The organism is Actinocorallia aurantiaca (assembly GCF_039533685.1).
In the GTDB taxonomy this organism is placed as follows: domain Bacteria; phylum Actinomycetota; class Actinomycetes; order Streptosporangiales; family Streptosporangiaceae; genus Actinocorallia; species Actinocorallia aurantiaca.
Window position 1 is genome coordinate 153,177 of the sequence record NZ_BAAATZ010000015.1, and the last position, 11,288, is coordinate 164,464.

General features: G+C 71.5%; 12 protein-coding genes. 7 read left to right on the top strand and 5 right to left on the bottom strand.

The features are described 5' to 3' along the window. The first annotated feature begins 80 nt into the window (after positions 1-80). Together ABD327_RS20085 and ABD327_RS20090 are read left to right on the top strand one after the other, a co-directional pair. The gene (locus ABD327_RS20085; RefSeq protein WP_344452058.1) at positions 81-1,151 is read left to right on the top strand and encodes a phosphotransferase family protein; all 1,071 of its coding nucleotides are present in this window, start codon (positions 81-83) and stop codon (positions 1,149-1,151) included. Further along, on the top strand, positions 1,148-1,801 hold the full coding sequence (locus ABD327_RS20090) for a TetR/AcrR family transcriptional regulator (RefSeq protein WP_344452059.1): 654 nt from the start codon (positions 1,148-1,150) through the stop codon (positions 1,799-1,801). Before ABD327_RS20085 ends, ABD327_RS20090 begins: the two co-directional genes overlap by 4 nt. Here the strand turns inward: ABD327_RS20090 and ABD327_RS20095 are convergent. Then, a complete protein-coding gene (locus tag ABD327_RS20095; RefSeq protein WP_344452060.1) occupies positions 1,752-2,177 on the bottom strand; it encodes an SRPBCC family protein in 426 nt (141 codons plus the stop codon). The two genes, ABD327_RS20090 and ABD327_RS20095, sit on opposite strands and share 50 nt — an antisense overlap. 78 nt (positions 2,178-2,255) lie before the next feature. On the opposite strand from ABD327_RS20095, the gene ABD327_RS20100 reads away from it, so the two are divergent. Continuing rightward, positions 2,256-3,146: a serine/threonine-protein kinase gene (locus ABD327_RS20100; protein ID WP_344452061.1), complete on the top strand. Its 891-nt coding sequence runs from the start codon at positions 2,256-2,258 to the stop codon at positions 3,144-3,146. 7 nt (positions 3,147-3,153) lie between these two features. Here ABD327_RS20100 and ABD327_RS20105 read toward each other — a convergent pair whose 3' ends face one another. Beyond that, the gene (locus ABD327_RS20105; RefSeq protein WP_344452062.1) at positions 3,154-3,504 is read right to left on the bottom strand and encodes a GNAT family N-acetyltransferase; all 351 of its coding nucleotides are present in this window, start codon (positions 3,502-3,504) and stop codon (positions 3,154-3,156) included. A 30-nt stretch (positions 3,505-3,534) separates the two neighbouring features. Next, complete coding sequence (locus ABD327_RS20110; RefSeq protein WP_344452063.1) at positions 3,535-4,302, bottom strand: pirin family protein; 768 nt, start codon at positions 4,300-4,302, stop codon at positions 3,535-3,537. A gap of 106 nt (positions 4,303-4,408) precedes the next feature. Here ABD327_RS20110 and ABD327_RS20115 point away from each other — a divergent pair, with 106 nt between their 5' ends. Beyond that, complete coding sequence (locus ABD327_RS20115) at positions 4,409-4,873, top strand: MarR family winged helix-turn-helix transcriptional regulator (RefSeq protein ID WP_344452064.1); 465 nt, start codon at positions 4,409-4,411, stop codon at positions 4,871-4,873. Between the two features lie 45 nt (positions 4,874-4,918). After that, positions 4,919-6,886 (top strand): WD40 repeat domain-containing protein, encoded by a 1,968-nt coding sequence (locus tag ABD327_RS20120; protein WP_344452065.1) that lies wholly within the window; start codon positions 4,919-4,921, stop codon positions 6,884-6,886. Positions 6,887-6,888: 2 nt separating this feature from the next. On the opposite strand, the gene ABD327_RS20125 is transcribed toward ABD327_RS20120, so the two are convergent. Both ABD327_RS20125 and ABD327_RS20130 read right to left on the bottom strand, forming a co-directional pair. Then, positions 6,889-8,127: a metallophosphoesterase gene (locus ABD327_RS20125; RefSeq protein WP_344452066.1), complete on the bottom strand. Its 1,239-nt coding sequence runs from the start codon at positions 8,125-8,127 to the stop codon at positions 6,889-6,891. A 130-nt stretch (positions 8,128-8,257) separates the two neighbouring features. Continuing rightward, entirely contained in the window at positions 8,258-8,827 is a 570-nt protein-coding gene (locus ABD327_RS20130; RefSeq protein WP_344452068.1) for a dihydrofolate reductase family protein, read from the bottom strand. Between the two features lie 644 nt (positions 8,828-9,471). On the opposite strand from ABD327_RS20130, the gene ABD327_RS20135 reads away from it, so the two are divergent. Together ABD327_RS20135 and ABD327_RS20140 are read left to right on the top strand one after the other, a co-directional pair. Continuing rightward, positions 9,472-10,215 carry a DUF1206 domain-containing protein gene (locus ABD327_RS20135; protein WP_344452069.1) on the top strand — a complete coding sequence of 248 codons (744 nt, stop codon included), beginning with the start codon at positions 9,472-9,474 and terminating at the stop codon, positions 10,213-10,215. 186 nt (positions 10,216-10,401) lie between these two features. Then, positions 10,402-11,271, top strand: coding sequence for a PaaI family thioesterase (locus ABD327_RS20140; protein ID WP_344452070.1), 870 nt, complete (start codon positions 10,402-10,404; stop codon positions 11,269-11,271). The last annotated feature ends 17 nt before the right edge of the window (positions 11,272-11,288 follow it).

The window sequence follows — 11,288 nt, forward strand, 5'->3', positions numbered from 1 at the left end:
GCGTCACGTACTGAGCGCCCGGTATGTTACGCGGGGTGGCTGCCATCGCCACCGAGAGTCGGCGAAAGGGGACCGAGGACATGGCGGAGTCGACGGCGGCCGGTGAGCTCCGGGCCGAGGACGCGTTCGACGTGGCGGCCGTGCACCGCTGGCTGGACGCCCGGCTGCCGGGCCTGTCCGGGACGCCGGAAGTCCGGCAGTTCGGAGGCGGCGCGTCCAACCTGACGTTCCTGCTGTCCTATCCCGACCGGAATCTGGTGCTGCGCCGCCCGCCCCACGGCACCAAGGCGGCCTCCGCCCACGACATGGGCCGGGAGGTCGCCGTCCAGCGCGGGCTGGCGCCGTTCTGGCCGATGGTCCCCGAGGTGTACGGGTTCTGCGAGGACCCGTCGGTGATCGGCTCGGAGTTCTACGTCATGGAGCACCTGGAGGGCGTGATCCTCGGCCTGGAGCTCCCGGACGGCGTCGAACTCGGTCCGGCACGGGCCCGCATGCTGGGCGAGACGGTGATCGACACCCTGGCCGACCTGCACGGCGTCGACGTCGAGCGGGCCGGCCTGGCCGGTCTGGGCAAGGGGCCCGGCTACGTGCGCCGCCAGGTCGAAGGCTGGTCCCGGCGCTGGCGCGGAGCCCTGACGGACGACGCACCGGACGCCGGACCGCTGATGGCCTGGCTGGACGAGCGGCAGCCGGGCGACGTCGCCGCCCGGATGCTGCACGGCGACTGGAAGCTCGACAACCTCGTCCTGGACCTGGGCGGCCTGGACCCGGACGGCGGCGCACCGCGCGTCGTCGGCGTCCTCGACTGGGAGATGTCCACCGTCGGGGACCCCCTGATGGACCTGGGCTCCTCCATGGCCTACTGGGTCACCGCCGACGACGAGCCCTTCTTCGCGCTCACCCGCCGCCAGGCCTCCCACCTGCCCGGAATGCCCACCCGGGAGGAGATGGTCGCCCGCTACCTGGAGCGCACCGGCCTGCCCGTGGACGACTGGCGCTTCTACGAGGTCTTCGGCCTGTTCCGCCTCGCCGTGATCGCCCAGCAGATCTGGGCGCGCTACCGGTCCGGCCAGACCACCAACCCGGCCTTCAAGGACTTCGGCGGCGCCGTCGCCGTGCTCGTCGACCGCGCGGCCAAGCTGATCCCGTGACGGGCGCGAGCGGCACGCCGGCGCGGGGAGGGGGCCGCGAGCGCATCATCGCCGCGGCGACCGACCTCTTCGCCGGGCAGGGTTACGAGGCCACCACGACCCGGCAGATCGCCGAGGCCGCCCAGGTCACCAAGGGCGCCCTCTACCACTGGTTCGACTCCAAGCAGCACCTGCTGGTCTGCGTCTACCGGGACCTGCTGGCCGAGCAGACCGGCCGCCTCGCCGTGATCGCCTCCGCGGACGCCCCCGTCGAGCGGCGGCTGCACGACGCGGCGGCCGACCTCGTCGGGCACATCGCCGACCACTTCGAGCCCCTGACGGTCTGGGCCCGTTCGATGCACCTGCTGGACGGCGAGCACGCGTCGCACATCCGCGCGGACCGCCGCCGGTACCACGAGACGTTCCGCGGCCTGCTCGTCGAAGGGCAGGCCGCGGGGGTCGTGCGCACCGACGTGTCGGCCTCCGTCATGGCGCACGGGTTCCTCAGCACCGTCGGCAACATCCACACCTGGTTCCGCGAGGACGGCCCCCTCAGCCGGCACGAGGTCGGGACCCAGCTCGTCGCGCTCTTCCTCGACGGCCTGCGCCCCCGAGAGGAGCTCATCCCCGTTCGGCCAGCCGGGCCAGCCTCCTCAGCCCCACCCGCATGAACACCCGGAACCCCGGCGAGAGCACCCGCCACAGCGGTCCGAGGGGCGGCGGGTCCAGCCTCTCCCCCCACCGGACCGCGCACCCGCCCCCGGGCAGCGGGACGGTGGCGAACCAGCCCTCGCCCCGCACGAACCGCCCAGTGTGCGTCACGGCCACCCGACGTCCCGGCTCCCATTCGGTGATCTCCATGGTGTCGAGGAACCCCAGCCTCCCCACCCCCGTCCACCCTTCGACGGTCGCGCCGCGGCCCGTCCCGCCCGCCGCGCGGGTGAAGGGCATCCACTCCCGGTGCCTGGACCAGTCCGTGAGCACGTCGAAGACCCGTTCCGCCGAGGCCGTGCTCCGCACCTCGACCTGATCCACCGCGCTCTTCACCGTTCTCCACACCCCCGTGTCATGTGGACCCGACGCATTCGTCCACCCGCCTGTGGCGGATTCAGTAATGTGCCCACCATGGGAGTGGTCGGCACCTGGCGTGTGCCCGGATACGCCGAGGTACGGGAATTGGGCGACGGGCCGTGGGGGCGGTCTGTCCTGGTTCGTCACAGCAGTTCGGGCAGGCACTACGTCATCAGGTACCTGGGCGCGGCGGACGCCGAGGGGCGGCGCAGGTTCGAGGGCGAGTCGGCGCAGCTCCAGCAGGTCTTCAGCCCGTACGTGGCCCGCTGGTACGGGCACCTGGACGAGGGGGACACGGCCGCGGTCCTCCTGGAGGCCGTCGACGGGGTGTCGCTGAAGGACATCCTCACCTGGCACGGGAACCTCTCGCCCGAGGCCGCGCTGGTGGTGCTCAGGAGGTCGCTGCTGGGACTGCAGGAGGCGCACTCGCGGGGGGTCCTCCACCGCGACCACACGCCCTCGAACGTCGTGGTGCGCAGCAACGGGCTGGGCAAGCTCATCGGCTTCGGGGCGACCACGCTCGCGGCACGGGGGCGCTCCCGCGCGGGCGACTCCCCGTATGTGGCGCCCGAGCAGTGGGTGGACGAGCCCGCCGTGCCCGCCACCGACATCTACGCGGCCACCTGCGTGTTCTTCGAGAGCCTGACCGGCCGCCCGCCCTTCCCCGGGACGATGGAGGCCCACCTGTCGCTGCCCGTCCCGCTCGACCAGGCCCCGGAGGTCCTGCACGGGCTGCTCGCCTCGGGCCTGGCCAAGGCCCCTCAGAACCGCCCCGCCACGGCGGCCGAGTTCGCGGCCGAGGTGGAGAACACGGCCCTGGCCTTCTACGGGCCCGAGTGGGAGCACCACGGCCTGTCCGTGCTGGCGAGCCTGGCCAGGAGCCTGGGCACCCTGCTCCCGGCGCCCCCGCCTCCCCTGGCCCTCGACGCGCCGCCGGTGGGGTGACGGCCCGTCAGGCGGTGGGCTCGGGGGCTTCGGGGGTCTCGGCGGGGAGCTCGAAACGGGCCCTCCGGTCGGCCGGCACCAGCTCCAGGTATTCGGGGTGGTCCTGGATGTAGCGGCGCACGAACGGGCAGAAGGGCAGGACGGACAGCCCCTCGGAGCGGACGGCGTCCAGCGCTCCGCCCACCAGGACCGAGCCGAGCCCGCGGCCCCCGAACCGCGGGTCGATCTCGGTGTGCAGGAACGACAGTCCGGCATTGGTGGGCTTGTAGTCGATGAAACCCGCGAGCTCGTCCTCCAGGAAGAGCTCGAACCTGCGGGCCTCCCTGTCGTCGGCCACCCGGGTGTTCTGCTGCTCCATGCCTCGCTCCTTCACAGTTCTGCGGGCCGCTCAGGCGGCGACGGCGGCGTGCATCTCCCACACCAGGATCTCAGCGTCCTCGACGGCGGTGACCTTCTGCCCGCCCGTCGCGGTGAAGCGCACCGCGTCTCCGGTGTCCAGCGCTCCGGCGCCCTCCAACCGGACCTTCCCACGCGGCACGAACAGGTGCAGGTAGGGCGCTTCGGGCAGCTGCACGCTCTGCCCGGCCTGGAGGCGGGCCGCGTACAGCGCCGCGTAGCGGTTCTTGATGCGGATGGCGGCGGCGTCCCGGTGCTTTTCCATGCCGGACGCCACCGGCACGAGACCGCCCTTGAGGAGTTCGTCGCCGATCTCCAGCTGCTCGTAGCCGGGGGCGATGCCCGCCTCGTCGGGGACGACCCACATCTGGACGAAGTGCACCGGGTCCTCGTGGGAGTCACCGCCCTTCAACCGCCAGGCGTCGTTCTTCTCCGAGTGGAGGATGCCGGTGCCCGCGCTCATCCGCTGGGCCAGGCCCGGGTAGATCACACCGTTGTGCCCCTCGGAGTCCTGGTGGACCAGCGAGCCCTGGAGCACCCAGGTGACGATCTCCATGTCCCGGTGCGGGTGGGTGTCGAAGCCCGCGCCCGGCCGCACGACGTCGTCGTTGTTGACCAGCAGCACCCCGTGGTGGGTGTTGGCGGGGTCGTGGTGGCGGCCGAAGGAGAAGGAGTGCTTGGAGTCCAGCCAGGAGATCTTCGTGGGGAACCGCTCGTCGGCGCGGCGGATGTCGATCTGCGGGTTCGGGGTGGCGGTCATCGGAACCCCCTTCAGGAAGATGACGTGTCATGTACCTGTCCCAACCTATCCGGCCCTCCGGATATTCCACAAGATGACATGTCATCCAAAAGGCTACAGTGGGTCCATGAGCGAGACCCGGTGGCTGGACGACGACGAGCAGCGCGCCTGGAGGGCCTACGTGCGCATGCAGGGGCGGCTCGGCGCCGAGCTGAACCGGCGCCTCCAGGCCTCCTCCGGCCTGTCCCTCGCCGACTACGACGTCCTCGTCCACCTCACCGACGCCCCCGGCGGACGGCTCCGCCCGTACGAGCTGCAACGCGAACTCCACTGGGAGCAGAGCCGCCTCTCCCACCACCTCGGCCGTATGCAGAAACGCGGCCTCATCCGGCGCGAGGACTGCGACGAGGACAGGCGCGGCGCCTACGTCCTGCTCACCCCGGCCGGGCGCGAGGCGATCACCGAGGCCGCCCCCGACCACGTCGAGACCGTCCGCCGCCTCTTCATCGACGCCCTCGACCCCGAGCAGATCAGCGCCCTGGAGCGGCTCGCCGACCGGGTCCTCGACCGCCTCGAGGCCCCGGACGAATGAGGAATCGGACGGTGCGCGTCGGTGGGCGGCGTTACGGTGTGCCGCATGACGGGGCGGAAAACGAGAAAACGGGCGCTCTCTCCTGAGGAGGAGTTCCGGTGGGCGGCCGAGCCGGAGGCGGAGCAGCCGGAACCGTCGGAAGCGCCTGTCCTGGCACTGCTCGCGCTGACCGATGCGCTGCTCGCCTCCCACGCCGACGGAAGCGTGCTCGTCCATTCGATCGACGCTCTGGGAACCCCCTGGGAGCTCTGCCGGATCGATCCTCCGATGCACGCGATGGCCTTCTGCGACGGAGAGCTCGTGGGTGCGTCGGGGAACCGCCTGGTACGGGTGACACCGGGCGGGACGGTCTCGGAGCCGCTCGAACTGGACGCACCCGTGGGGGCGGTCGTCGCCCGTGCGGGAAGGGTCTACGCGGTGGCCGGCGGAACCGTGTACACGTTCGAGGACTGGAAGCCGGTGCACCGCACGCCCGTCCCGCTGTCGGACTGCCACGACCTCGACGTCGACCGGCGCGGAAAGCACGTGGTGGTGTGCGAACGCCCCGGCAAGGGCTACGTCGTGGAGCTCGGCACGGGCACCGTCGTCGGCCACTGCAATCTCGCCGAGGGCGCCCAGAAGACCGTCACGGAGACCTACGCCCGGTTCTCCCCCATCACCGACAACCTGTACCGGGCCTCGTCCCGGGCGCACAAGGTGGAGAAGCTCGCACGGCTGGGCAGATCCGGGCGCACTCTGGGCTGGCGGCACGATCTGGACCAGCCCAGCACGTGGTGCACGCCCCTGGCCTCCAGCCCCGACGGACGGTACGTGGCGTCCCGGCAGAGCGGCGTCGGCGTCCTGGTGTGGGATCTGCGGACCGAGCGGCAGGTGGTCTTCGCCGAGCTCGACGACTCCGCCCACCAGGAGAAGTTCACCAAGCGGATGCGCCGGGAGCCCGCCGACGTCCGGCCGCTCGGCGAGGGCTCGGTGAAGGTCACGCGGTGGAAGGCCCTTCCCGAGCGGGACGGCGAGGCCACCGCCGTCGCCGTCTCCCCCGGAGCCCGTTACGCCGCTACCGGCGGCAGGGACGGCACGGTGACCGTCATCGACGTCCGGACCAGGCGGATCGAACGCGGCGACGGCCTCGTCCGGCAGCCCGCGTGCCTGTCCGAGGTCGTGGAGATCGGCGACCCCACGGCCTGCTCGTTCACCGATGGTTCATGGGTCGGGATCTCCGCCGAAGGAGAGCTCCACGTCGTGGACCTCGCCACGGGACAGGCCTCGTCGCCCGGTTCGGTGGACGTGCGGGGCATGTCCCGCTCGAGGCTCCACCTCGAGGAGAACGAGATCGTGGTGACGGACGGGCGGGAGGCCCGGGCGTTCGACCGGCGCACCCTGGCCCCGGTGTGGCGGGCGGAGGATCCGCTGCCCGGCTGCGGTCCGCTGCACTACAGCGGCTCGGAACTGCTCGCGTTCGACGAACCCGGCGGGGAGATCCGGTTGATCCGCCGGTACCGGCCGCGGACCGGCGAGCGCCTCGACGGGCCGCCCGTCACGCGCGAACCCGGGTTCCTCGTCGTCGACGACCTCATGCTGAGCCGCGCCGGCCGGTTCGCCGCCCGCGCCCGCTTCGGGTACGGGAACACGTACTGGTACACGCTCTCCCCGGACGGCGAGCCGGGGCCTCTCCTGCCGGAGGACCTGCGCCCGCTGCCCGACGGGGAGCACGCGGTCGTGAGCGGCGTCCAGGGGTGGCAGGTGCTCTCCCTCTCCGACCCGCGGACGCCCCTGCACGTCGTGGACGACCTCGAGATCACCCTCGGCACGGCCCACGTGGACCTGGCGGCCAGGCTGGTCGCCGGGCAGGACCTCCACACCGGCCGCCTCTACGTGTGGACGGTGGACGGCGGCCCCGTCGCCTCCTTCGACGGGTTCGGCGAGGCGCGCGCGTCGGGGTTCGCCTTCACTGACGGAGGTCTGTGGCTGCTGTCGCGAGGGCAGGAGAGGCTCTACCGGCTCGCTCTGCCCTGAGGTCAGGCCTGCCGGGAGGCGAGCTCGATCACGGTGATGTCGGAGGGCGCGCCCACCCGGACCGGCGGCCCCCACGCGCCCGCGCCCCGGGTGACGTACAGCTGGGTGTCCTCATAACGTTCCAGCCCCGCGAGAGTGGGGTTGGCGAGACCCGCGATGAAGTTGAAGGGCCACAGCTGCCCGCCGTGCGTGTGCCCGGACAGCTGGAGGTCCACCCCGTGCCGGACGGCTTCGTGGACGGCGGCCGGCTGGTGGGCGAGCAGCACGGCGGCGCGCGTCCGGTCGCGGTCGCCGAGGGCCCGGGCGAAGTCGGGCCCGTCGTCGTAGCCCTCTCCCCGCAGGTCGTTGACTCCGGCGAGGTCGAAGCCCGGCAGCTCGACGCGGGTGTTGGCCAGCAGCTTCAGGCCGAGCTCCTGGACGTGCTCGGTCCACTGCTCCGCACCGGAGATGTACTCGTGGTTGCCCGTCACGAAATAGGCGCCGTGCCTGGCGCGCAACCCGGCCAGGGGCGCCACGGAGGTCTCCAGGTCCTCGACGTTCCCGTCCACGAGGTCCCCGACGACGGCGATGACGTCCGGCCGGGTCGCGTTGACCGTGTCGACGACGCGCTGCGCGAAGCCCCGGCCCAGGACCGGCCCGAGGTGCACGTCGCTGACCACCGCGATCCGGAGTCCGTGCGCGCTGCGCGGCAGCTTGGCCAGCGGCACCGTCACCCGCTTCACCTTCGGCCCACGGAGCGTCCCGTAAGCCCCGTATCCGACCGTCCCGAGCGCGACCGCCGCGGCCGTCCCCGCCACCACGCGGGAGACGAACAACCGCCGTGAGGGGTCTTCGGCCGCCTCCGGCTCCTCGACCGGCGGCTCGGGAGCGTGCCCTGCGGGCACCGTCACAGGCTCGGGCGCTTTGACCTGCTGCGGCGCGGTTTTCCCGGCCTTCCTCCGAAGCAACGGCCGGACGAGCTCGCCCACCGCCAACGCCAGCAGCAGGTACAGGAAGACGGCCAGCCACAGGTAGCCCGGCCAGGCGATGACCCGCACCAGTCCGAACGGCATCCCCGCGTTCTCGCCGACGAAGGTCGCGACCGTCAGCAGCGGTAGCGCCACCATCACGATCCGCCCCACCCGCCGCGCGACCGACCCGCGCACCGTGGTGTCCCTGACGACCCGCCGCCACACGTACCAGTGCAGGACCCCGAGCAGCGCCAGGACGGCTATCGCGACGAGAACGAAGACGACGACCAAGAGAGCACCGTTCCATGGATCCGGGGGTTTGCGAGGCAGGACGGAAGTCTTTCACGACCTGCCGAGACGGCTTCCGCACCGCGCCCCCAGCCCAACGCCCCTGCACGCCCCCGTGTTCCCGCCACCGGGCTCAGCCGCCTTCGGGAACCCTCCGGTACCGCAGCAGCACGACCTGGGAGTCCAGCGTCCGCGACTCGACGAGCTCCAGCCCGAACCGCCGCCCCGCCGGAGGGAGGACCGGCTTCCCGCCGCCCAGAACCACGGGGTGCACGACGACCTGGTACTCGTCCACCACGCCGCGCTCGGTGAGGTGCGCGGCCAGTTCGGAGCCGCCGAACAGCACCAGCGTCTCGCCCGCCTTCTTGAGCGCGGCCAGCTCCTCGGCGGCGTTCTTCCCGATCACCCTGGTGTTCCAGTCCGCCTTCTCCAGGGTGCGCGAGACCACCACCTTGGGGTTCTCCCGCCAGAGCGGCGCGTAGGCCAGGTCGTGCTCGTGCGTGGAGTGCTGTTCGGCGTTCGGCCAGAAGTTCGCCATCATCTCCCACACGACCCGCCCGTACAGGAACGTCTTGCCGTTCTTGCTCAGCTCCTGCGAGTGGGCCGACAGCTCCGGTCCCATCATCGGCCAGTCGAACTCCCCGTTCGGTCCTTCGATGAATCCGTCGAGCGACTGGTGCACGAAGTAGATGAGCTCACCCATGGTCTGGTCCTCCTACCGGTTCCCCGCGCCCTTCGGCGCGCTCTCACCCGTCGGTCGGAGCCGTCCCCGGCTTCTCTACACCCGTCGGCGAATCTCTTCGAGATTTTTCGGGATGCCGGAGGGCGGGGCCGGCGGCGTCCTCCGGACGATGTCGCCCGCCGCTCGCGAACCGCCCTCCGCAGAGTGGGATCCACCCCTGCGCGCTCCGGGATCGGGCCGGAGGGAAATCACATCCGCATCCTCGCCCACACGAATCCAGATCGTTTCCAAAGGGGGACATGAGCAAAATTCCACCGTTCGGCTTTTACCTCGGAGTACCCCGGGCGATGAAGGTTCCCAGCGCGGATGTCATTGGACGCGACCGGGATCCGGCTTCGAAAGCCGAGCGACCGCCTCGACTCTCCGCACGAGACCTCCGATGAAACCCCTGGCCAGAGACCACTCCAGGCGGAATCTCCAGATTGTCACCCGCCTGTCGACAGATCAAACCCCTCCACCCGTGTGCGGTCTTTCATAGCGATCAAAAAGTTTTGACAATCTTTACCCAGGGCAGAGTTCGCGACATGGTGAGCAGCCCGGAAAGACACGTAAGAGAAGCGTCTCAGAGCAAATCGATGGGATTGCTGGCACGGCTGGGATTGGCCGTGCGAGGCGTCCTTTACATGCTGATGGGCCTGCTGGCCCTGCAGATCGCGTTCGGCTCCGGCGGCAAGGAGGCGGACAGCTCGGGTGCCGTGCAGACCATCGCGGGCGAGCCGGGCGGGAAGTTCCTGCTGTGGCTGGTCGTCGCCGGTCTGGCGGGCCTGGCGCTGTGGCGGCTGGCCGAGGCCGCGTTCGGCCAGGCCGGTCCGGACGGCCACAAGCCGTCCAAGCGGCTCACCGCGCTGGGGCGCGGCATCTTCTACACCGCCCTGTTCGTCACGACCCTGCTCTTCACCCTCGGAGCCGGCGACCAGAAGTCCAGCGACTCCCAGTCCAAGGACCTGACCGGCCAGGCCATGCACGACATCCCCGGCGGCCGCTGGCTCGTCCTCCTCGTCGGGCTCGGCTTCATCGCCGCCTCCGTCTGGATGGGCTGGAAGGCCCTCGCCAACAAGGACTTCATGGAGAGGCTCAGCGTCTCCGGCCGGGCCCGCGAGCTCGTCGAGAAGCTCGGCATGTTCGGCTACGCCGCCCGCTCCACCGTGTACGCCGGCGTCGGCGTCTTCCTCGCCTACGCCGCCGTCACCTTCGACCCCGACAAGGCCAAGGGCATCGACGGCACCCTCCGCGAGCTCGCCGGCACCCCCGTCGGGCCCTGGCTCCTGGCCCTCGTCGCACTGGGCCTCGTCGTCTTCGGCGTCTACTCCTGCTGCGAGGCCCGCTGGCGTCGCGTCACCCCCGGCTGACCCCTCCCGACTCCCCGACCCGGCCCGTCCCCGTGACGGGCCGTCGGCGTGCCGGGCCGTCGGCGTGCCGCAGGCCGCTCGCCCTTCCTGTCACCGGACCTGCCCGCGGAGAAGGCGGAGCAGATCGCTAATGTCCCGGGAAGCCGAGCCGAGATGGCATGGGGCACAGGAGTGAGGAGCACCACGGTGACCACGCAGAACACGAATTCCAGACCCTCCGGCCCCGGCGGCGCCGAATGGCTCTTCGGCATCGGGATGACGTTCGGGCAGGACAGCCCGGCGCACGGGACGATGAGGTCGGGTCCGTGGATGACCGGCCCGGACGGAGCGCCGAACGCCGCGGCCCTGGGCGTCCTCATCGACGACACCCTGACCCTGGCCGCCGTCCTCCGCCGTCCGGCGTCGCACTGGCTGGTCACCACGGAGGTGTCGATCGACCACGTCGCGCCCCTCCCCCTCGACGGCCGGACGCTCACGAGCCGCGGCGAGATCGTGTCCGCGGACTCCGGCGGCGCGCTGGCGACGGGAACGATCCAGGACGAGTCAGGCCAGGCCCTGGCCCTGATGTCCCTGCGCAGCCGTTACGTGCCCGGCGTTCCCGAGCAGCGGCCGCCCGGCATGACCGACCCGGCCCTCGCGGACGGCCCGCCGGCCGAGGAGCCCGCGAAGCCCGAGTACCCCGAGCCCGAGCGGAAGTCCCTGCTCTCGATGCTGGACGCCTCCCTCGAACCCGAGGACGGGCAGGTGAAGCTGCGGATGCCCGGCGATCCCTTCCTGGGCAACCTGAGGGGCACCCTGCACGGCGGAATCGCCCTGTGCGCCTCCCAGCTCGCCGCCTCCTACTGGCTCCCCGCCGAAGAAGGCATGTCCATCGCCTCCACCCGCATCACCTACCTCCGCGGCCTGGAGCTGTCCGGCCCCGTCGAGTTCACCGCCCGCCCCGTCCACCACGGCCGCACCTTCCGCCTCATCGAGGTGACCTCCCGCACCGCGTCCGGCAAGCCCGCCACCATCGCCACCGTCAGCGGCTACGCCGGGAGCGCCCGAAAGAGCTGATCCGCCGCACCGCCCGC

Excerpts from the sequence above, each read along its gene's own strand:
- ABD327_RS20085 (WP_344452058.1), top strand. The coding sequence starts at position 81 with ATGGCGGAGTCGACGGCGGCCGGTGAGCTCCGGGCCGAGGACGCGTTC.
- ABD327_RS20100 (WP_344452061.1), top strand. The coding sequence starts at position 2,256 with ATGGGAGTGGTCGGCACCTGGCGTGTGCCCGGATACGCCGAGGTACGG.
- ABD327_RS20105 (WP_344452062.1), bottom strand. The coding sequence starts at position 3,504 with ATGGAGCAGCAGAACACCCGGGTGGCCGACGACAGGGAGGCCCGCAGG.
- ABD327_RS20110 (WP_344452063.1), bottom strand. The coding sequence starts at position 4,302 with ATGACCGCCACCCCGAACCCGCAGATCGACATCCGCCGCGCCGACGAG.
- ABD327_RS20115 (WP_344452064.1), top strand. The coding sequence starts at position 4,409 with ATGAGCGAGACCCGGTGGCTGGACGACGACGAGCAGCGCGCCTGGAGG.
- ABD327_RS20120 (WP_344452065.1), top strand. The coding sequence starts at position 4,919 with ATGACGGGGCGGAAAACGAGAAAACGGGCGCTCTCTCCTGAGGAGGAG.
- ABD327_RS20130 (WP_344452068.1), bottom strand. The coding sequence starts at position 8,827 with ATGGGTGAGCTCATCTACTTCGTGCACCAGTCGCTCGACGGATTCATC.